Origin of the sequence: Leptotrichia trevisanii DSM 22070, assembly GCF_000482505.1 — a bacterium.
GTDB classification, from domain to species: Bacteria; Fusobacteriota; Fusobacteriia; order Fusobacteriales; family Leptotrichiaceae; genus Leptotrichia; species Leptotrichia trevisanii.
Genome location: NZ_KI519443.1, coordinates 246,598 through 267,609 on the forward strand (window position 1 = coordinate 246,598; position 21,012 = coordinate 267,609).

A 21,012-nucleotide genomic window follows, 5' to 3' on the forward strand; every position below is an offset into this window, starting at 1 on the left:
CAACAATTTTAATAGCACAATTTGTATTGTAAATATTTTGGCTCAAAAAATAGCAGAATCAATGGGAGTGATTTTAATAGAACATTTTGTATTTAAAGTGTTTGAAGATATATTTAGTTATATATTTTAATAACACAAATATTCCATATTTAAGAAGCGGAGAATGTCTGCTCTGAAGGAAATATCACAAAGTAAGATGATTCAAAAAAGTGATCAAAAAAGTTTTATTATGATATTTAATGAATTGCCTCTAATTTTTTTTACTCTGTCGGCATCTTTTTTTATAATAGACAAAAAACATAATAAATGGTATAATAAGTAAGTTTTAATAAAATAAAATATTGAAATTTTAGGAGTGAGAAAAATAGTTATAGATAAAAGGAAAAGCGTAATGCTTGTTATGACTTGTATTCTCTTTATGATGACTTATTCGAGCCTTTTGGGGACACCTAGTTTTAGCCGTAAATTAAGTGTTTTTGTGGATGAGAATAATTTGAGCCATGAGGATATTCGGGATTTGATTGTGAAAATTAATCAGATTGAAAGCGTAAATAACAGACGATTGACACAGGAACTGAAAAAAATTGGGAAACGTAAGGAAAAGGAAAAAGGAAAACAGAAAAATAGCCTTTTTTTATTATTTGAAAAAAATCAAAATACTGTCTTTTATAAAAATTCTGATAAAATTCCAAAAAATATTGGAAATATCAGTGCTTTTTTAATGAAAAAAGATGAAAATAATTTACGGACAAGAGAATAGGAATCAAATATTTTATAACCTATAACTTTAAAAATTTAATATACGAAAGGAAAAAAAAATGTTAAAAAAAATAGGAGAAAAAATATTTGGTACATCAGACGAGAGAGAAATCAAAAAAATGCAAAAATTGGTTGATAAAATCAATGAAGTTGAACCGCTTTTTGAAAAAATGACAGATGAACAGCTAAGTCATAAAACAGTTGAATTTAAAGAAAGATTGCAAAAGGAAACACTTGATGATATATTGGTTGAGGCATTTGCAACAGTCAGGGAAGCCTCAAAAAGACTGATGGGAATGCGGCACTATGATGTTCAGCTTATCGGTGGAATGATTCTTCACAAAGGCTGCATTGCGGAAATGAAGACAGGGGAAGGTAAAACTCTGATGGCGACACTTCCAATTTATTTAAATGCATTGCCAGGTAAAGGAGTACACGTTGTAACAGTTAATGACTATCTTGCAAAACGGGATAGGGATATTATGGCAGGACTTTTTGAATTTTTGGGACTTACTTCTGGAGTTGTTGTTGGAAATATTACACCTGATCAGAGAAAAACCGCTTATAACTGTGATATTACTTATGGAACAAATAATGAATTCGGATTTGACTATTTGAGAGATAATATGGTTGGGGAACTTGACGAGAAGGTGCAACGTGGACATAATTATGTTATTGTCGATGAGGTTGATTCGATTCTAATTGATGAAGCAAGAACACCACTTATCATTTCAGGAGCTGCTGAAGAAACTACAGAATGGTACAACACTTTTTCAGAAGTTGCAAAAAGACTGAAAAGAAGTTATAAGACTGAGGAAATTAAGGATAAGAAAAATACTGTAATTCCTGATGAAGACTGGGAAGATTATGAAGTTGATGAAAAATCTCATACTGTTACAATTACTGATAAGGGTATCAAGAACGTTGAAAGAATGTTAAAGATCGATAATTTGTACTCGCCTGAATATGTGGAACTTACACACTTTTTGACACAGGCATTAAAAGCTAAGGAATTGTTCAAACTGGATAGGGATTATATTATTAATGATGATAATGAAGTTATCATAGTCGATGAATTTACTGGGCGTCTTATGGAAGGAAGACGTTATTCAGACGGATTACATCAGGCAATTGAGGCAAAGGAAAAATTGGAAGTTGCTGGAGAAAATCAGACTCTTGCAACAATTACACTGCAAAATTATTTCAGAATGTATGAAAAATTGTCAGGAATGACGGGAACTGCAAAAACAGAAGAAGACGAATTTAAACAAATTTACAGCCTGAAAGTTATTGTAGTGCCTACAAACAAACCTGTTGCCAGAGTTGACTTGCCAGATGTCATTTATATGAATAAAAAGGCTAAATATAAAGCAATTGCAAGAAAAATCGAAGAACTTTATCATAAAGGGCAGCCTGTCCTTGTCGGTACAGCTTCAATCCAACATTCAGAAGAAGTATCTGCATTATTGAAAAAAGCTAAAATACCACATGAAATATTGAATGCAAAACATCATGAAAGAGAAGCAGAAATTATAGCACAAGCAGGGCGTTTCAAAACAGTAACAATTGCAACAAATATGGCAGGACGTGGAACAGATATTAAACTTGGGGGAGATGCAGAGTCGTTTGCTACAAAGGTTGCGGTAAAAGGTACGCCTGAGTATGAAGATGTTCACAGTGCATATGTGAAAGAATGTGAAGAAGATAAGAAAAAGGTGCTTGCAGCTGGTGGATTGTTTATTTTAGGAACAGAAAGACATGAAAGTAGACGTATTGATAACCAGTTAAGAGGACGTGCGGGACGTCAAGGGGATCCAGGAACATCAGAGTTTTATTTGTCGCTTGATGATGACTTGATGAGATTATTTGGTGGAGATAGACTGAAAAGCATGATGAAAATGCTAAAAATTGACGAAGATGAAGAAATCCGTCACAAACAAATCAGTAAATCTGTTGAAAATGCACAAAAACGTATTGAAAGCCGAAACTTTTCGTCAAGAAAAAGTCTAATTGAATATGATGATGTAAATAATACTCAAAGGGAAGTCGTTTATGAGCAAAGGGATGCCATCCTTAAAAACGAGAATTTAAAAGAATTAATTATAAATATGATTTCAGATACAGTGGATGACATTGTAAATTCTGCCTACGTTGGTGAAGGTAATGGAGAAAAAGACTTTAATCTATTGTCGGATAAACTTCACGAAACATTTGAATATGAAATTTCAGAAGAATTACAAAATGCGAGTGCAGATGAAATTTCAAACAAAGTTTACGATGACTTGGTAAGAATTTATGATGAAAAGGAAGAAGCTATTGGAGAAGAAATATTCAGAAGAATTGAAAGATATATTATGCTGGAAGTTTTGGATTCCAAATGGCGACAACACCTGAAAGATTTGACGGAACTGCGTGAAGGGATAAGATTACGTTCTTATGGGCAAAGAAATCCTATCCACGATTATAAGATTGTAGGTTATGATATTTACAATGAAATGATTGACGCAATAAAACGTGAAACAAGTTCATTTATCTTAAAATTAAGAGTACGTGGTGAAGAAGATACAAATAACCTAACACATGAGGAAGTTTCAAATGTAAGATATGAACACGAAGAAAATGAAATGATGGGTGATGATGTTTCAGCTAGAACACCAAATGAGCCACACCGTCCACTTTCAAGAAGAGAAAGAAGAGAACGTGAAAGAAGAAATGTTTAATTCTGAAAAATTAAAAAACTTACTGTTTTAAATAAAAAAATATTCATATTTTTATAAATTTAGGTAAAAATTGTTTTTTAGATTAATTTATTTTATGGGGGTATGATTTTTCATGCCCTTTCTTTCATTTTGAACACAATTTTTAAATAGGCTCAAAAAATAAAAAACTAAAATAAGGAGTTGATAAATATGGGATTTTTATCAAATAATTTTGTTCCAATATTGATTGTTTTGATTATTATTTTTATACTTTCACTTGTTGGATTTATTCGTGTGCCGATGGATAGAGCAGCATTTATTAGTGGATTTAAAAGAAGAGTTGTAACTGGGAAACTGGCTTTTTATTTGAGATATTTTGAAAGAGTAGATTATTTGGATTTATCACTGTTTTCAGTGGATGTCAACACTTCGGTATTTGTGCCGACAAATGATTTTATTAATATAAAGGCTGATGCGATTGTAAAATTACAAATTGCACAGGAGCCAGAAATTTTGAATATTGCCTCTAAAAACTTTTTGAATAAAAAAAGTGAATATATTGGAGAGTCTGTAAAGGAAGTGTTGGAAGGGAATTTACGTGAAATTATTGGACAGATGAACTTGAAGGATATGGTTCAGAACAGAAAAGAATTTAATGTGAAAGTTCAGGAAAATGTATCGCCAGACTTGCGTGAAATGGGGCTTGTGGTAGTTTCGTTCGCTGTGCAGTCATTTATGGATGAAAAAGGCGTGATTGACAACTTGGGAATTGAAAACATATCGAAAATCTCAAAAGACGCAAGTATCGCCAAAGCTCAGGCTGAAAAGGAAATCGCCATTGCAAAAGCTAATGCAGATAAGGAAGCTAAAGATATTGAATTAAAAGTGGCAGAAGAAATTGCTGAAAAAACCAATAAATTAGAAATTAAAAAAGCTGACTTAAAAATTGAATCAGATACGAAAAAAGCCTCTGCGGATATGACTTATCAGCTTGAAACTGAAAGAAAAAGAAAAGAACTGGAAGAAGTTCAGGGAGAAAGTAATTTCACTCGTGAAACACAGGCAATAAAAACTAATCAGGCAAAACTGGAAGCTGAAATCAAGGTAGACAATCAAATAAAATCAGATGCAGAACTTTACAGAAAAACAAAACAGGCTGAAAGTAAACTGATTGAAGAGCAAAGGGAAGCCGAAGCAATCCTTTATCAAAAGACAAAAGAAGCTGAAGCACTGAAAATAATGGCACAACAGGAAGGGGAAGCCCTAAAAATCAAAGCTCAGGCTGATTCTGAAAGTATAAAATTAAAAGCTCAGGCAGAAGCAGAAAGCATTAAACTAAAAGCATTGGCAGAAGCCCAAAGTAAACGTGAAATAGGACTTGCAGAAGCTGAAGCGATAAAAGCAAAAGCATTGGCAGAAGCTGAAGGAATAGACAAAAAAGCTGACGCAATGAAAAAATACGGAAATGCCGCAATTATGGAAATGTACTTCAAGGCACTGCCAGAAATCTCTAAAAATGTTGCAGCTCCACTTAATAACATTGATAAAATCACGATGTACGGTGATGGAAATACTTCCAAATTAGTCGGAGATATTACAAAGTCAATCGCTCAAATTAATGATGGAATCACAGATTCAACAGGAATTGACTTAAAATCTGTACTGGCTGGAATGCTCGGAGGAAAAATAATTTCTGATAAGGAAAGATTAGATTCTGAAACTAAGAATGATGTTGTTGCTAAAAAAAATAAATAAAAAGAAAAAATTTTAATGAACAAAATAATAGACTGTTTTTAAAATGAGTCAATAAATGATAAACTGCACCTTCAATCTTGTTTGTATTCAAAATTTTGGGTGCAGTTCATAATTTTATTCTATTATCTCTAAAATCGCCTTTGGCTTCTCAACTTCTTCTTTTGTCAATACAAATGCGTCCAAAATCATATTTCTAGATTCTTGTACATTTTTATCATTATTATAGTAAATTTCAGCTATTTTTTCATTTTTTCCTACTTTTTCTCCAACTTTTCTAAAAATATTTATTCCAACTGCGTGATCAACCTCATCTTCTTTTTTCGCACGTCCAGCACCTATAATCATTGCAGCTTTTCCAATTTCTTCTGTTTTTATTTTTTTTACATATCCATCATTTTCAGAAAAAACTTCCATTACAGATTTTGCTTTTGGCAACAAGTCATAATTATTGACAAGCTCTTTATTTCCGCCGCTCGCCTCAATAAATTCACCCAAAATTTTTAATGCACTTCCATTATTTATCACTTCATCAATTTTACTCTTAGCTTCATTAAAGTCCCTTACTTCCCCTTTTTCTTTCAAGGCAAGGCTTACAATTGTATAAACAACTTCCTTCAAGTCATCCACACAGTTTCCTTTCAAAAACTCAATTGCTTCAATAATTTCATTTGCATTCCCTATTGAATGTCCAAGCGGTTCATCCATATTGCTAAGCACAACCTTGACTTTTTTGCCAGCACCTTTCCCAATTTCAATCATTCTTTCTGCCAATTTCTTAGCTTGTCCCAAATCTTTCATAAAGGCCCCATCCCCAACTTTTACATCAAGAATTATAACATCTGAATGAATTGCCAGCTTCTTGCTCATAATACTGCTTGCAATTAATGGAATACTTGGCACAGTCGCTGTTACATCACGTAAAGAATACAGCTTTTTGTCAAGAGGAACGATGTTGTCACTGTAACCCATAAGTCCTATTCCCGTTTTATTTGCTATTTTTATAAGTTCCTCTTTTGTAGTCGAAAATTTGAATCCTTTAATTGACTCAAATTTATCAATCGTTCCTCCAGTATGTCCAAGCCCTTTTCCTGACAACTTCACATTTCCCATTCCAAGTGCAGACAAAATTGGAGAAAGTACAGCTGTAACCTTGTCCCCAACTCCACCGGTACTATGTTTATCCACCAAAAATCTATTTATTTCATCAAATTTTATAACATCACCAGAATCCCTCATCAGCATTGTAAATTTCAGCAATTCCTCCTGTGTCATATCATTAAAATAAACAGCCATAAGAAATGCCGACATTTGATAATCAGGCACATTTCCAGCCAGATATTCGTTTAATAAAAATTCCAGTTCCTTGTCAGAAAGTTTTTCATTATCACGTTTTTTTTGAATTATATCAACTATTCTCATAAAAGATCATCTCCTAAAAATTTTAAAAATAAAAAGACAAAAAGGTTGCAAAAGAACGGAATCAGTCAATTCCCATTCTCAAACAACCAATTATTTTTTGCACTGAGTTAAATAAAATTTTACATTTTGAACTTTGAAAAATACTTGCAGTTATAATGCCGATTTCACTTGAATTTTACCATCTTTGATATCTTGTTTAATTTGTTCAAGACGTTTGATGTTTTCTTCACCAATTTTATCTTTTGTAAATTCAAAGTCAGTAGTTCCTACTCCATTTTCCTTAATTCCAAAAGTTTGTAATTTTGCTTCAAATTTTCCATCCGCAGTAGATTTTACAATGTCAAATACCGCATTATCAACATATTTCATCATAGATGTTAAAATTATTCCTGGGTATAGATTATCTTGATTAGAATCTACTCCAATTCCGTAAACATTTTTTTCTTTAACTGCTTGGAAAACTCCCAGTCCACTTGCTCCAGCGGCATGATAAATAACGTCTGCACCTTGTTGAATCAGTGTTTCAGTTTTAGCTTTAGCTGATGCCTGATCGTTGAATGAATTACTTCCTCCAATATAAACAGATATAACTTTGATATCAGGTTTTACATATCTTGCACCTTGTGCATACCCTGCATAGAATCTGTTAATTAGTTCAGATTCATTTGCACCAACAAATCCGACAGTTCCTGTTTTGTCCATCATTCCGGCCAATGCTCCTACTAAGAATGATCCCTCGTGTTCCTTAAACAAAATAGAAGCAACATTTGGTAAACCATCTACAGTTTCATCAATTATTGCGAATTTTTGATCAGGAAAAGCCTGAGCTACTGCAACTAACGAATCTTTCATGCTATATCCAACTGCGATAATTAATTCAAATTCTCCAGATTCTGCAAATTGTGTCAAAGCGTTTTTTGCTTCTGTCGATGGATCTTTTGGCTCATACTCTTTGAAAGAAATCCCTAATTCCTTCTGAGCTCTTTCCAGTCCTCTGAAAGTTGCATCATTAAATGATTTGTCACCTTTTCCTCCAGTAGAATACACTACTGCAACAGCTTTTTTGGAATTTGTCGAATCCGCAGATGTTTTACCATCTTTCACTTGTTCACCAGTAGCTGGTTTATTTCCACAAGCTACAACTAACATCAGTGCAAAAATTACACTAAAAATTGTTAAAATCTTTTTCATTTTTTCCTCCTAAAAATTTTATATTTTTCTATAGTTAATTATACCCTATTTTTTAAAATTTTAAAATACTCTCTTTATAAATTTTTTAAAATTTTTTTATAAAAAATCAAACTACCAAAAAACATAAAATCTCATATAATTCAATAGTCTGATTTTCAAAAAATTATTTTATTAAAATTTAGTTTTTTATTACTAACTCTAATGTCAAATTAAATCAAAGTAAATCATTCAAATTTAATAGGATAATCACCGCTTTGTTAAGTACAATTTCAAAGTCATCTCACTATATTTTTCAACTAATCAACCAATGTTGGATTAAAGTCCTCAACCCAAGGAAGTCCAAATTTATTCAGTGCATCCATAAATGGATCTGGATTCATTTCCTCCACATTGAATACTCCCGGTTTTTTCCATTCTCCAGTAAGTACCATTGCAGCTCCAATCATTGCGGGTACTCCTGTTGTGTAGGAAATCGCCTGTGAGCTGACTTCCTTGTAACATTCCTGATGATCGCACACATTATACACATAATAAGTTTTTTCTACACCATCTTTTTTACCTCTGAAAATATTTCCGATATTTGTCTTGCCTTTTGTTCTAGGCCCAAGTGAAGCTGGATCAGGTAACACCGCTGTCAAAAATTGCAACGGCACAATTTGCTTTCCTTCAAATTCTATTGGCTCAATCGAAGTCATTCCAACATTTTCAAGCACTTTTAAATGAGTAAGGTAACTTTGCCCAAAAGTCATAAAGAATCTAATTCTTTTAATCCCTTTAATATTTAATGCAAGCGATTCCAGTTCTTCGTGGTGCAGCAAGTACATATCCTTTTCTCCAATTTGCGGAAAATTATACACTCTTTTAATTTCCATTGGCTCTGTTTCTACCCATTTTCCGTCTTCCCAGTAACTTCCATTAGCCGTAACTTCCCTAATATTAATTTCAGGATTAAAATTTGTTGCAAATGGATAACCGTGATCTCCAGCATTTGCGTCAAGAATATCAATGTAATTTATTTCATCAAAATAATGCTTTTGTGCATATGCTGAAAATACTCCAGTAACACCTGGATCAAATCCACTTCCTAAAATAGCCGTAATTCCAGCCTTTTCAAATTTTTCCTTATAAGCCCATTGCCATTTGTACTCAAATTTTGCTGTGTCCAAAGGTTCATAATTCGCTGTATCCAAATAATCAGTCTTAGTTTCTAAACAAGCATCCATAATTGTCAAGTCTTGATATGGTAAAGCCACATTTATCACAATATCAGGCTTGTATTCATTAATCAACGCCACCAGTTCAGGCACATTATTAGCATCAACCTGTGCAGTCTGAATCTCAATTCTTCCAGCATACTTGCTTTTTTCAATTCTTTCCCTGATTTCATCACATTTTACTTTTCTACGGCTGGCTATCATAATTGAACTAAATACTTCTGAATTTTGTGCACATTTATGGCAGACTACATTTGACACTCCTCCAGCTCCGATTACTAACGCTTTTTTTCCCATTAATTTTCCTCCTCAATATAAACTTATTCTCATAAATATTATTTCAAAACTTTCTTAACCAGTTATTTCCAACAATATTACTCCGTTTTTCTTTGCCCATATTATACTGTAAAATTTTTATTCTGTAAATTACTTTTTTTTACTTTTTTACAATTTCATAATATAAAAAAAATTATTTTATTTAAAATTTTTAGGTATTAATGTATCAATAATCATAAAAATTAATCTCAAATTAACCTTTATATAAGCAAAAAAAAAAATGGGTGGTATACTTATAAAAGTATTATATCACATTAAATTTATAATTATTTATTTTCTAATATTTTATATAAATAAAACATCAATATTTAATTCAAATACTCAATAATTATCTACTTAAAATTCTTTGTTGAAAAAGTAAAAATTAAGAATTTGCTCATTATTTATCAAGTTTTAATTATATGAATACACTTAGAAAAAATAATTTGTATATTTTTAATTTCAATAACATTTTTTGAAGAAGGGAGGTAAAACAAAACTTTTCGAAATATAGTTTAAGTTTTGAAATAGATTATTATGACTAAAAAAATTTTAATTGCAATAATAGCATTGATTGTCGGAATAGGAGCTGGATTACTATATAGTCGCTATCAACGGTATTTGTCTAAATCTCAAGTACATACAATAACTTACCCAACATCTGAAGAAGATTGTGACAAAACAATAAATAGTTATCGGCAACAAATTATGAGAGCCTATGATTCAGAAGATGAAGCTGAATACAAGAGACTTAACGATGAAGCTGAAAAAATAACAAACCATTGTTTAAATTTAATGAGTAACTAAACAATAAAAATTTTAGGAGGAAAAAATTATGCAAGAAAAAGAAATTTTTAGATTTGAAAAAAGTGGAATGAAATCAAAAGGTGCTTGGACATTTGTTGGATTTGGAACAATAGCATTATTTGGAGGAGGAATTTATTCTTTTATCGGTATATTAATGCTCGCTTATGGAATTTATTTATTAACCAAAAAAAGTAAAGTAATTGTTTATACAACAGGATTTGTTATTTCGGAAGGAAAAGATTTGAAAAATATTTCTTTTGATAGAGTTTTAGGAATTAAAGGCGAATTAGGGCAAAAAGTAAAAATTTTATATTTGAAAAAACCATTTTCAGCATACAATGAAAATGAATTAAATAATATTTCAAATAATTTGAATACTTTATCAGAATCAATTATTTTTGATGACGAATTATTGGAAAAAGATTTCATTAACGTATTTAACATTATAAAAGAACAATTTAAAAATTATGTATTTGAACATTACAACAATGATTTAGAAAAAATTATTACTTCTCCATATTTATTTGAACAAATCAGCAATGATAAATTAAATTTCACAAGAACTAAGTTTTGGGGTGGATTAGCTGATGAAATTATACAGTTACAATATGGAGATGCTATTAATGTAACTACAAGAAAAAAAGCCTATGTGACTAATGGTAGAGGTGATATAAGACAGGCAGGACAAAGTTTTGAACCACAGTGGCAATTTGCTTCAACATCAACAAAATGTGATACAATCAATCTTATTAATGCTACAATTATTCAAGAAACATTGTCTAAAAAATATAATATAAAATTTATTTAAGGGAGATTTTTATGAAAACAATATTTTTTATATTTACAGTTTTATTAATACTGACAGGTTGCGGTACTCAATCCGAAACACAAAACGAAAAAAAATCTCTAGGATTGTCTGAAAATGAATTATCAGAATATACTAACAGATTAAGAAATTTTCTAAAAACTAATAAAGATCAAGTTAATCAACAAGATTTACTAAATGAAGATGGAACACCAAAAATAACTTGCTCTCAAAAAGATGTTTTATTAGAAGCATTACTGACTTCACCCGATGCAGTAACGAATGGCAATTCTATACCACTTATAGCAGGGATGCTATATGCACAGCAATTAAAGATTATTAATGAAGCTGCTTGTTATAATTCTGACGGAACTATTACTGCACCTAAAAAAGAAACAGACACAACAGAACAAGCAACTTCAAATCCTTCTGAATACGAAAATCAAAATACCTCTGAAAATTCTACTTCAATTTCATCAACAAATAAAAATACAAATGATTTAGATTTAGAAGATTTAAATAATTTAAAGCATGAAGTTATGGATAATGGAAATGAATCTGCATTTAATAAATATAGTAAATATCAATTGAAAATTTTACGAAATATGATGTTTGCAGAAAGAGGGTTTGCGTTTAAAAAAGGTGGAGAAATGAGAACATATTTTGAAAACAAGTCTTGGTACTCACCAACAATTGAAGATCAATCAGAAATTCAATTAAACGACTATGATAAAGAATTCGTACTTAAACTAAAGAAATATGAGGGAATTGACTAAATTTAAGAAATACTCAGACAATAAATCACATCACTGTTTGAGTATTTTTTATTTAAAATTTTTTAACATTGCTATTCAAAAACTCTTTATTTCCAATACTCCCACTCTTTTTTCAAATTTTAATAATTATACATTTACGTATATGTTGACTTTTGGCATAAAATATAGTATATTTAGTATGAGAAATAAAAAATTTGATTTTATTAATAATTTTAAGGAGGATATAGAAATGTTTGAGAGAAGTTCTGGAATTTTGTTACATCCTACTTCACTTCCTGGGAAATACGGAATTGGAAGTTTAGGGAAAGAAGCATACAAATTTGTGGATTTCCTAAAAAAAGCAAATCAGAAATTATGGCAAATTTTCCCGCTTGGGCCAACTGGATACGGGGATTCACCTTACCAATGCTTTTCAACATTCGCTGGAAACCCATATTTAATTGATTTTGACTTGTTAATCGAGCAAAATTTATTAACTGAGGAAGATTTGAAAGATGTTGATTTTGGTGGAAATGAAGAATCTGTTGATTATGGTGCTATTTATAATCAAAAATACCCTTTATTAAGAAAAGCATACGAAAACTTTAAAACTAATGGAAATGATGATTTAAAAGGGAAATTAGATGCTTTTAAAGCTGAAAATAGCGATTGGCTAAATGACTACAGCCTTTTTATCTCTTTGAAAAATCACTTCAATGGACTTCCTTGGACTGAATGGCCACATGACATTAAAGTTAGGGAAGAAGCTGCCGTTAATAAATATAGAGAAGAATTAGCCGATGAAATTGAATACAACAACTTTATTCAATGCCTGTTCTTTGATCAGTGGAACAACGTAAAAAAATATGCTAATGACAATGGAATCAAAGTAATTGGAGATATACCGATTTTCGTTGCGGTAGACAGTTCTGACGCATGGGCAAATCCAGAAATTTTCCTATTCGATCCTGAACTAAAACCAGTTAAAGTAGCTGGTGTTCCGCCTGATTATTTCAGTGCCACAGGACAGCTTTGGGGAAATCCTCTATATGACTGGAACAAATTAAAAGAACTAAATTACAAATGGTGGGTAGACAGAGTTAGAGCCAACCTTTCCACTTGTGATATTATAAGAATCGATCATTTCAGAGGATTTGATGAATACTGGGCAGTTCCATTTGGAGATGACACCGCAGTAAACGGACAATGGGTAAAAGGGCCAGGAATTGATTTATTTAACAAAATAAAAGAAGAATTGGGAAGTTTACCAATTATTGCTGAAGATTTAGGATTTATGACACAGGGAGTTATTGATTTAAGAGAATCAACTGGATTCCCAGGAATGAAAATTTTAGGTTTTGCATTTGATTCTAACGAAGAAAATGAATACTTGCCTCATACTTACACAAAAAACTGTGTTGTCTACACAGGAACTCACGACAATGACACATTAATGGGATGGTTCACAAAAGCAAAAGAGGAAGACAGACAATTTGCAAGAGATTATCTTCATTCACAATCTGATGATGAAATTTACTGGGATGCCCTAAGAGGTGCATGGGGTTCTGTTGCAAATATGGCAATCGCTCCAATTCAAGATTTCCTAGGATTAGGAAGCGAAGCCAGAATCAATACTCCAGGAATCGCTAGTGGAAACTGGCAATGGAGATTAAAAGACGGTGTATTGACAGATGAATTAGCTGAAAGAATTGCTAAATTAACAAAAGTTTACTCAAGATAATTTATAAAATTTTTGAATTTGAAAAATTAGGCTAAATAAAAATAGAGGGAAAATTGAAAATGCTATTCAAAAAACTCTCTATTTTTTATTTGATAATTACTTTATGTTCCCCATTGAAACAATATCTCATGATGAACAGCAGCATCTCCTTTGTCAACATATTTTAATTCTTCTGCACCACCAGCAATTAATGCAGGAGCAAAGAAATATATTTCTTCCTTTTTCAAAATTCCTTTGGATTTTTTAGCTTCTTCAAAAAGTTCTTTTCTTAATATTTCCTTTTTCACATTTTCTGAAACAATATAATTTTTCAAAAAATCTTCTAAAGTGTAAGTACAGACAGAAATATCACGATAATGTATATCCAAAAGTGAAATATCATATTCTCCGTTACCTAAATTCCTATAGTAAAATATATCTCCAAATCCTGTCATAAAAATTGGTATTCTTGAATAATCCTCTTTTCCAAGCCAAGTATAAAATCCAGACATATATTTTTCAGGATCAATCATTTTTATAATACCATCTCCATAATTTCCAAAGCCATAAGAAGTCCAAAAATTAATGATTTCTTCAGGTACTTTTACACTTCTTGCAGCGTCTATAATATGCTCAGAAGGTTTTATAAGATTTTCTTCGGTGGATAATTTTTCAAAAAATCCGAAAAAATATCTTCTTCATTTTGTGTTTTTTCTTTTTTATTTTTAAATCTGTCAAAAAATCCCATTTTCACTCTCCAATATTTTCCATTAAACATATTTTTTTATTTTTATAAAAATTTTATTTTCTCCATTTGTCCTCAATTTTATCTTTCATTTTATTTCCAACTTTTTTACCAAATTTTCCGCCAACAAAAATTCCCAATCCGATTCCTACAACCACTACAATTATAATCAATACTGTTTCTATATCCATATTTTCTCCTATCTTTAAAATTAATTCAAGTGTGTACAAAAACTATTATATATATTTTTAATAATTTTTTGAGAATTATAAATATTGATTTTATTGTAATTTATCATATTTTTACAGTCAAAAAACTTTAAAAACAACATAAATTTTAAATTTTTAAACACACTTATAGATATTTATTTTTTATTTTTCTCTTTTAACTTCTTCTGAATAAAATTTATTAGAAAAAATCCTGTTAATCTTATAATTTTTTGCACAATTTCTAAAATCAATCATCTAATTTTTCTTCTTCTAATTTGTCATTACTTTCAATTTTTCCTAATTTTCTAAGAAAAACAACTATCAATCCTATTCCAGCTGCTCCTCCAATAATCATCAAAAAATATGTTAATATTGCTAAAAAATCCTCTAAATCCATATTTCACACCTTTTTTCAAAACTTCATTATTGCTCCAATAACTTCTTAATCCCTTCAATTAACAAAATATGCTCCTTCTCCAGCACCCTCTTTTGCAAAACTTCAGGCGTGTCCTCTTCATAAACAGGAACTTTCACATTTGTTATGATTTCTCCCGTATCTATTCCATTGTCTACAAAATGGATTGTGCATCCGCTTTCCTTTTCCTTGTTTGCAATTACAGCTTCGTGAACTTTCATTCCGTACATTCCTTTTCCGCCATATTTTGGTAGAAGTGAGGGATGGATATTTATGATTTTTCGAATCCATTTGTTTATGAAACTTTCTGATAAGATTGACAGATAACCTGCAAGTACGATGTAATCTATTCTTTCTGTATCGTTTTCCAAAATAGCGTTTATTTCATTTGATAAATTTTTTCCAAATAACTTTTTATCGAGCATTATACTTTTTATCCCATGTTTTTCAGCTCTTTCCAGCCCAAAGCATTCCCTGTCGGCTATTACATAGGAAATTTCACAGTTTAAGTTGCCATTTTCGATATTGTCGATTATTGACTGTAAATTAGAGCCTGAGCCTGATACAAAGACTGCTATTCTTGTTTTTTTATTTTCTGTATCATTTTTTGAATTTTCAATTATTTTAGACATATTTTTTCATCACCTTTTCCAATATGTCCGATTTCATAAGCATTTTCTCCATTTTTTCCTAAAATTTCGATAACTTTTTCCTTATCTTTTGCATCCACAATTAATACAAATCCTACACCCATATTGAATGTTCCCCACATTTCCTTTTCGCTTACTCTTGAAAATGCGTGGTGCTTAAATAACTCGTGAATTTGAATTTTTGATTTTTCTATATTTGCACAAAGTCCGCCAGGTATTGTTCTTGGAACATTTTCAATTAGCCCTCCACCAGTGATATGAGCCATTCCGTTAATTTTTACTTCCTTCATTACAGCCTGAACTGGTTTTACATAAATCTTTGTAGGAGTCAATAAATGCTCTCCAATTGGTTTCCCATTGTAAACTTCAGTAAAGTCAGTAAATAATTTTCTGATTAGTGAAAAACCGTTGCTGTGTGCCCCACTCGATGGAATCGCAATTAAAACGTTATTTTCCTTGACATCTGAGCCATTGACAATTTGATCCTCTTCTACTGCTCCTACTGCAAATCCTGCAATATCGTATTCTCCCGGCGTGTAGAATCCTGGCATTTCAGCCGTTTCTCCACCAATTAAGGCAGCTTCTGACTGCAAGCACCCTTCCACAACTCCGCTTACTATTTCAGCTGACACATTTGAGTCTAATTTCCCGCAAGCCAAGTAATCTAGGAAAAATAACGGCTTTGCTCCGTGACACAAAATATCGTTTATACACATTGCTACACAGTCTATTCCAACTGTGTTGTAAATCCCTGTTTCAAATGCAACTTTTAATTTTGTCCCAACTCCATCAGTTCCAGAAACTAACACAGGCTTTTTATAATCTCCAAGTTTGTACAATGCTCCAAAACTTCCCAAATCGTTCATAACATTGGCATTATACGTACTTTTTGCACCATTTTTTATTTTTTCTACACTTTTATATCCTTCTTCTTTATCTACTCCCGAATCTTTATAAGAAATTGACATTTTCTCCTCCTATCATATCTTTTATTCTACAAATTTTTTAAAATTTTTGTTATATTTTGTAGGAAAAAATTCCGTAATTTCATATTCTGCAATTTTATTTACATTAAATGGATCTTCTGAAATTATTTTTTCTACTTCTGATAAACTTTCTGCATTTAACAAAATTACACCACCTGTTCTAGGATTTTTTCTTCCTGAACAAATGAATTTTCCCATTTCATAATATTTTTCCAAAAATTTTATGTGTTCTTCTAAATGTTTTTCAACTTCACTTACTTCTTTTATATAATTCAAACTTACAATATACATTTTTTCACCTTACTTCTTTAATTCCTCTAAAGCCTCTTCTTGAATTGGCGTCAATGAAGCATAAAATTCTTCCTCATAATCTCCCAATCCTGCTGGATAATCTCCATTAAAACATTCCATGCAAAGCCCCGTATACGGTGCATCAAAATCAAGCCCTATTGAATCAATCAGTCCGTCTATGCTAAGAAACGCAAGTGAATCTGCCCCTATATACTCTCTTATTTCTTCAACCGTTTTATTTGCCGAAATCAATTCTGATGAATTTGAAACATCTATTCCATAAAAAATAGGGAATTTAAATTCTGGCGAGGCGATACGGACATGCACCTCCTTTGCTCCTGCTTCTTTTAACAGTTGAACAATACGGCTTGAAGTTGTACCACGAACTATTGAATCGTCTATCATAACTACAACTTTGTCTTTTACAATGCTTTTTACAGCTGATAATTTCATTCTGACACCTTGCTCTCGCAATTCCTGTGTTGGCTGAATAAAAGTACGTGCCACATATTGATTTTTAATTAAGCCCATTTCATAAGGCTTTCCAATTTCTTCTGCATATCCACTTGCCGCTGATAATGATGAGTTGGGAACTCCAATTATAATATCTGCATGCTCAACTGGAGCTTCCTGTGCCAATCTTCTTCCACATCTTTTACGTGACTTATGAACATTTACCCCAGAAATATCTGAATCAGGACGTGCAAAATACACATATTCCATTGCCGCAATGGCAGTTGAAGTGTTTTCAGTATATTTTTCTATTCTGTATCCGCTTTCATCAATAATAACTACTTCTCCAGATCTTATATTCCTAATAAAATCTGCTCCTACAATTTCCAATGCACATGTTTCGCTTGCCAAAATATACGCACCATTTTTTGTTTTTCCTAGAATTAAAGGACGGAATTCAAATGGATCTACTGCCCCGTACAATTCTGTCTGAGTTTGAATTACGAAAGAAAATCCGCCTTTTACTTGACGCAATGCATCTTTCAACTGGCTCAGAAAATCCTTTTCCTTGCTTCTTCTTATCAAGTGAACCAATACTTCCGTATCAGATGAAGAATGAAAAATCGCACCGTGTTCTTCTAGCTCTCTTTTTAACGTCCTTGCATTAATCAAGTTTCCATTGTGTGCCAAAGCAATACTTCCATCAAAAAATTGAAATAAAAATGGCTGAATATTACGTCCACTGCTGCTTCCAGAAGTTGCATACCGCACATGCCCTATTGCACTGCTTCCTTCTAGACGGTTAAATATTCTATCGTCATTAAATACTTCTGACACTAATCCAGGCCCACGATGTCCATTTACACGTTTTCCATCACTTACCACAATTCCTGCCGCTTCCTGCCCTCTATGCTGAAGACTGTGAAGCCCGTAATAAGTAAGTCTTGCCGCATCAGGATGTCCATAAACTCCAAATACTCCACATTCCTCATTCAAACTCTTAATCATTTGTAATTTTCCTCCATTTTTATTATAAACTATTCTAAGATTTATAATTTTATTGATATTTTTACTATAAAAAATTATCTTCTGCTTATCTGACAACAAGGATTCAAGACAACCTCGCTAATATATATTTAAAATCTCTAAAAAATTTATTTCAAAACTTCTTCCAGACGACGAAGCACTTCACGATATGCTCCCATTACATCTCCTAAATCCTGTCTAAATCTATCCTTATCCAATTTTTTCAATGTATCTTTATCCCAAAGTCTCATTGAATCTGGACTAATTTCATCTGCAAGTAAGATATTTCCTTCTTTATCTCTTCCAAACTCAATTTTGTAATCCACCAAAATTAAATTCATTTTATCAAACAGTTTTGATAACAAATCATTTATTAAAAAAGTTTGCTGTTTAATTTCAGCCAATTCTTTTTCAGACACCAATTCCAACGCCAAAGCATGATCATCATTCAATAATGGATCTCCTAAATCATCATTTTTATATGACAACTCAAACGTAGGCTTTTTAAAAATTTTCCCTTCTTCCGCTCCATATCTTTTCACAAAACTTCCAGTCGCCCTATTTCTAATAATCACTTCCAAAGGCACAATTTCCACCTTTTTACAAAGTTGTTCCCTTTCATTCAATGTTTCAATCCAGTGAGTTTTCACACCATTTTTTATCAAATATCCATAAATTAACGTAGAAATTCTATTATTCAAAATCCCTTTATCTTCCAATTGATCCTTTTTAACCCCATTAAAAGCTGTCGCATCATCCTTAAAATACATAATTATTTCATCCGCTTTATCTGTTGAAAAAATTGATTTTGCTTTTCCTTCGTAAATTTGTTCTCTTTTTTCCATTTTTTATTTCCTCCATTTTTTTATTTTTAAATAATAAATTTATTCTATAACTTAAATTTTACACTATCTTAATAAGGGGACAAAATCCCTTGCTAGATTTTTTAATAAGAAATCATATAGATAATAAGAGTTAAATCTCAAACAAATATTAAAAATTACAATTCCACTTTTTTCTCATTATCCGCAATAAACTTAGCCTTCATCTCTTTTCTAAAATTAACAAGTTTTTCCTTAATTTCAGGATATTTTACTGCCAAAATCTGCACAGCCAGCATCCCAGCATTATACGAATTATCAATTCCAACTGTTGCCACAGGAATAGACTTTGGCATCTGAACAATTGAATAAAGAGCATCAAGCCCTCCAATTGCCCCATTCAAAGGCACTCCTACAACTGGAAGAATAGTCTTTGAAGCAATAACTCCCGGTAAATGTGCCGCAAGCCCAGCTCCAGCGATAATCACTTCAACCCCTCTCTTTTCCACATCTGCAAGGACTTCCTCCAATTTTTCAGGAACTCTGTGAGCCGACAGGACATAGGCCTCGTACCCAATTCCAAATTCCTTCAGGCAATTTGCTGCACCTCTCATTTTTTCAGTATCCGACTGACTTCCAAAAAATACTGCTACTTTCATTTTCTAAATCTCCCTTCATTCCTTCTTTATTTATTTTTACTTATCTATATAAAAATCAGCTTTCTTTTTATTTGAATCAGTATCTGCTTCTTGCAAGTTGTTTTCTTATAACTTGTTCTATTTCCTGGTTTCTTTTCATAAGAAGTATTCCAATTGCATTTATATCTGTATATTTCTTATTTTCCATATCAGACATTATTTGATTAATTAATTCTAAATTTGATTTATTTTCTTTTTTAGCCAAAAGATAGATTTCCCTGTCTATTATTGTTTTGGAGTTTATAAATTCATACTCCTTATTTTCCATCGTATCTGATATTTTTTTTATTTCTGATTGAATTTTTTTCAAATCTTGTAAATATTTTTCCCTATCTTTTTCTTCAACTGGAACTTCAAATGTTTCTTCTGCATTATAAATTTCATTCCAATCGTACAATTTATAATAAAATATATCAATTAATAAACTTTCTTTAAACAAATCACTTATTGGTGTATTATTTCCATATTGCTGATCTGCATAAAAAACAGCCGTTTTTTTTAATAAATATTTTAATTTAAAAATAAATATTTTGTTTAATTCCCTATATTTTTCCTTACGTTGTTTAATACTTTCCAAATATTCAGAATTTAAAGTTTTTCCCTTTGCAAAATTGTCCTTTTTATAATCTCCTGATTGATAATAATTTTCCAAGTTATCTGCTTTTAACTTCCAAATTTTTAATGATTCAATCCAATTTCCTGTTAATTTACCAAACAATTTATCTTTTTTATTTTCTTTTTCCATTGCCTGAATTATACTGTCAAAATCTGAAAAATTTTTTTCTGCTGCCATTTTCAAAAAGTCATTTATTTGTTTTTCATCAGGTTTTACAAAATTATTATTATCATCTAAAAATATCTTTTTGTAATCATAAAAAAAATCTTTTTCATAAAAATACAAAATTATTTTAGTAACATTGTTACCATAACGAGGCATATTTTCAGCAATTTCTCTGAATTCTTCCTTCCAATTCTCAGGTATATGTTCAAAATCCAGCATTTCATCAAGTGAGATTTCACGTAGAACATCCTGATTACTCACATTTTCAACCTTTTTATTTTGAGTATTCGTCAACTTTTCTTCTTTCTTTTGGCAATTTGATAAAACTAATGACAGCAAAATGGCTAAAAACAGAAATTTATTTATTTTTTTCACACCAAACTTCCTTTACAAAAAACTAAAATTATTTAAGTTATACTCGAACCCATTTAAAATTAAACTATTAAAAATTAGACATTAGGGTTTGAGTAAATAGTCATAGCCTTTGAGTTCTGTTTT

At 31.3% G+C, this 21,012-nt stretch carries 20 protein-coding genes; 7 read left to right on the forward strand and 13 right to left on the reverse strand.

Translation table 11 applies throughout. The annotated features are described in order from the left end of the window. Window positions 1–355 precede the first annotated feature (355 nt). The 3 genes from K324_RS0110815 to K324_RS0110825 all read left to right on the forward strand — a co-directional run bounded on the left by K324_RS0110815 (window position 356) and on the right by K324_RS0110825 (window position 5,213). Window positions 356–760: a hypothetical protein gene (locus tag K324_RS0110815; protein ID WP_026749141.1), complete on the forward strand. Its 405-nt coding sequence runs from the start codon at window positions 356–358 to the stop codon at window positions 758–760. 58 nt (window positions 761–818) lie between these two features. Next, a complete protein-coding gene (gene secA / locus K324_RS0110820; RefSeq protein ID WP_026749142.1) occupies window positions 819–3,479 on the forward strand; it encodes a preprotein translocase subunit SecA in 2,661 nt (886 codons plus the stop codon). 189 nt (window positions 3,480–3,668) lie between these two features. Continuing rightward, complete coding sequence (locus K324_RS0110825; protein WP_026749143.1) at window positions 3,669–5,213, forward strand: flotillin family protein; 1,545 nt, start codon at window positions 3,669–3,671, stop codon at window positions 5,211–5,213. Between the two features lie 114 nt (window positions 5,214–5,327). Here K324_RS0110825 and K324_RS0110830 read toward each other — a convergent pair whose 3' ends face one another. The 3 genes from K324_RS0110830 to K324_RS0110840 all read right to left on the reverse strand — a co-directional run bounded on the left by K324_RS0110830 (window position 5,328) and on the right by K324_RS0110840 (window position 9,334). Beyond that, window positions 5,328–6,632, reverse strand: coding sequence for a thymidine phosphorylase (locus K324_RS0110830; protein WP_026749144.1), 1,305 nt, complete (start codon window positions 6,630–6,632; stop codon window positions 5,328–5,330). A 150-nt stretch (window positions 6,633–6,782) separates the two neighbouring features. Then, the gene (locus K324_RS0110835; RefSeq protein WP_026749145.1) at window positions 6,783–7,823 is read right to left on the reverse strand and encodes a BMP family lipoprotein; all 1,041 of its coding nucleotides are present in this window, start codon (window positions 7,821–7,823) and stop codon (window positions 6,783–6,785) included. A gap of 296 nt (window positions 7,824–8,119) precedes the next feature. After that, entirely contained in the window at window positions 8,120–9,334 is a 1,215-nt protein-coding gene (locus K324_RS0110840; protein ID WP_026749146.1) for a saccharopine dehydrogenase family protein, read from the reverse strand. Between the two features lie 588 nt (window positions 9,335–9,922). Here K324_RS0110840 and K324_RS0110845 point away from each other — a divergent pair. The 4 genes from K324_RS0110845 (at window position 9,923) to malQ (ending at window position 13,460) form a co-directional block, all read left to right on the forward strand. Continuing rightward, window positions 9,923–10,159 (forward strand): hypothetical protein, encoded by a 237-nt coding sequence (locus tag K324_RS0110845; protein WP_156906994.1) that lies wholly within the window; start codon window positions 9,923–9,925, stop codon window positions 10,157–10,159. A 28-nt stretch (window positions 10,160–10,187) separates the two neighbouring features. Then, entirely contained in the window at window positions 10,188–10,967 is a 780-nt protein-coding gene (locus K324_RS0110850; protein WP_026749148.1) for a hypothetical protein, read from the forward strand. A gap of 11 nt (window positions 10,968–10,978) precedes the next feature. Beyond that, window positions 10,979–11,740: a YARHG domain-containing protein gene (locus K324_RS0110855; protein WP_026749149.1), complete on the forward strand. Its 762-nt coding sequence runs from the start codon at window positions 10,979–10,981 to the stop codon at window positions 11,738–11,740. A 178-nt stretch (window positions 11,741–11,918) separates the two neighbouring features. After that, complete coding sequence (malQ, locus tag K324_RS0110860; RefSeq protein ID WP_084533633.1) at window positions 11,919–13,460, forward strand: 4-alpha-glucanotransferase; 1,542 nt, start codon at window positions 11,919–11,921, stop codon at window positions 13,458–13,460. Between the two features lie 101 nt (window positions 13,461–13,561). Here the strand turns inward: malQ and K324_RS14870 are convergent, their stop codons facing one another. The 10 genes from K324_RS14870 to K324_RS0110915 form a co-directional block, all read right to left on the reverse strand. Further along, window positions 13,562–14,086: a T6SS immunity protein Tdi1 domain-containing protein gene (locus K324_RS14870; protein WP_345940152.1), complete on the reverse strand. Its 525-nt coding sequence runs from the start codon at window positions 14,084–14,086 to the stop codon at window positions 13,562–13,564. Between the two features lie 154 nt (window positions 14,087–14,240). Continuing rightward, the gene (locus tag K324_RS16560; protein WP_269473058.1) at window positions 14,241–14,375 is read right to left on the reverse strand and encodes a hypothetical protein; all 135 of its coding nucleotides are present in this window, start codon (window positions 14,373–14,375) and stop codon (window positions 14,241–14,243) included. Window positions 14,376–14,640: 265 nt separating this feature from the next. After that, complete coding sequence (locus K324_RS16130) at window positions 14,641–14,790, reverse strand: hypothetical protein (RefSeq protein ID WP_169720583.1); 150 nt, start codon at window positions 14,788–14,790, stop codon at window positions 14,641–14,643. Window positions 14,791–14,816: 26 nt separating this feature from the next. Beyond that, the gene (gene purN / locus K324_RS0110885) at window positions 14,817–15,440 is read right to left on the reverse strand and encodes a phosphoribosylglycinamide formyltransferase (protein ID WP_036095634.1); all 624 of its coding nucleotides are present in this window, start codon (window positions 15,438–15,440) and stop codon (window positions 14,817–14,819) included. Then, window positions 15,428–16,426 carry a phosphoribosylformylglycinamidine cyclo-ligase gene (purM, locus tag K324_RS0110890; protein WP_026749152.1) on the reverse strand — a complete coding sequence of 333 codons (999 nt, stop codon included), beginning with the start codon at window positions 16,424–16,426 and terminating at the stop codon, window positions 15,428–15,430. The genes purN and purM overlap by 13 nt, the downstream gene beginning before the upstream one ends. A gap of 21 nt (window positions 16,427–16,447) precedes the next feature. Then, window positions 16,448–16,735 (reverse strand): YciI family protein, encoded by a 288-nt coding sequence (locus K324_RS0110895; RefSeq protein ID WP_026749153.1) that lies wholly within the window; start codon window positions 16,733–16,735, stop codon window positions 16,448–16,450. Window positions 16,736–16,744: 9 nt separating this feature from the next. Continuing rightward, window positions 16,745–18,196: an amidophosphoribosyltransferase gene (gene purF / locus K324_RS0110900; RefSeq protein ID WP_036095637.1), complete on the reverse strand. Its 1,452-nt coding sequence runs from the start codon at window positions 18,194–18,196 to the stop codon at window positions 16,745–16,747. Between the two features lie 146 nt (window positions 18,197–18,342). Beyond that, on the reverse strand, window positions 18,343–19,059 hold the full coding sequence (gene purC, locus K324_RS0110905; protein WP_026749155.1) for a phosphoribosylaminoimidazolesuccinocarboxamide synthase: 717 nt from the start codon (window positions 19,057–19,059) through the stop codon (window positions 18,343–18,345). A gap of 155 nt (window positions 19,060–19,214) precedes the next feature. Next, on the reverse strand, window positions 19,215–19,694 hold the full coding sequence (purE, locus tag K324_RS0110910; RefSeq protein ID WP_026749156.1) for a 5-(carboxyamino)imidazole ribonucleotide mutase: 480 nt from the start codon (window positions 19,692–19,694) through the stop codon (window positions 19,215–19,217). 76 nt (window positions 19,695–19,770) lie between these two features. After that, window positions 19,771–20,889 carry a DUF3829 domain-containing protein gene (locus K324_RS0110915; protein WP_026749157.1) on the reverse strand — a complete coding sequence of 373 codons (1,119 nt, stop codon included), beginning with the start codon at window positions 20,887–20,889 and terminating at the stop codon, window positions 19,771–19,773. Window positions 20,890–21,012 lie beyond the last annotated feature (123 nt).

Excerpts from the sequence above, each read along its gene's own strand:
- K324_RS0110840 (WP_026749146.1), bottom strand. The coding sequence starts at position 9,334 with ATGGGAAAAAAAGCGTTAGTAATCGGAGCTGGAGGAGTGTCAAATGTA.
- K324_RS16560 (WP_269473058.1), bottom strand. The coding sequence starts at position 14,375 with ATGGATATAGAAACAGTATTGATTATAATTGTAGTGGTTGTAGGAATC.
- secA (WP_026749142.1), top strand. The coding sequence starts at position 819 with ATGTTAAAAAAAATAGGAGAAAAAATATTTGGTACATCAGACGAGAGA.
- purC (WP_026749155.1), bottom strand. The coding sequence starts at position 19,059 with ATGGAAAAAAGAGAACAAATTTACGAAGGAAAAGCAAAATCAATTTTT.
- K324_RS0110835 (WP_026749145.1), bottom strand. The coding sequence starts at position 7,823 with ATGAAAAAGATTTTAACAATTTTTAGTGTAATTTTTGCACTGATGTTA.
- purM (WP_026749152.1), bottom strand. The coding sequence starts at position 16,426 with ATGTCAATTTCTTATAAAGATTCGGGAGTAGATAAAGAAGAAGGATAT.
- purN (WP_036095634.1), bottom strand. The coding sequence starts at position 15,440 with ATGTCTAAAATAATTGAAAATTCAAAAAATGATACAGAAAATAAAAAA.
- malQ (WP_084533633.1), top strand. The coding sequence starts at position 11,919 with ATGAGAAATAAAAAATTTGATTTTATTAATAATTTTAAGGAGGATATA.
- K324_RS0110895 (WP_026749153.1), bottom strand. The coding sequence starts at position 16,735 with ATGTATATTGTAAGTTTGAATTATATAAAAGAAGTAAGTGAAGTTGAA.
- K324_RS0110850 (WP_026749148.1), top strand. The coding sequence starts at position 10,188 with ATGCAAGAAAAAGAAATTTTTAGATTTGAAAAAAGTGGAATGAAATCA.
- purE (WP_026749156.1), bottom strand. The coding sequence starts at position 19,694 with ATGAAAGTAGCAGTATTTTTTGGAAGTCAGTCGGATACTGAAAAAATG.
- purF (WP_036095637.1), bottom strand. The coding sequence starts at position 18,196 with ATGATTAAGAGTTTGAATGAGGAATGTGGAGTATTTGGAGTTTATGGA.
- K324_RS0110830 (WP_026749144.1), bottom strand. The coding sequence starts at position 6,632 with ATGAGAATAGTTGATATAATTCAAAAAAAACGTGATAATGAAAAACTT.
- K324_RS0110825 (WP_026749143.1), top strand. The coding sequence starts at position 3,669 with ATGGGATTTTTATCAAATAATTTTGTTCCAATATTGATTGTTTTGATT.
- K324_RS0110855 (WP_026749149.1), top strand. The coding sequence starts at position 10,979 with ATGAAAACAATATTTTTTATATTTACAGTTTTATTAATACTGACAGGT.
- K324_RS16130 (WP_169720583.1), bottom strand. The coding sequence starts at position 14,790 with ATGGATTTAGAGGATTTTTTAGCAATATTAACATATTTTTTGATGATT.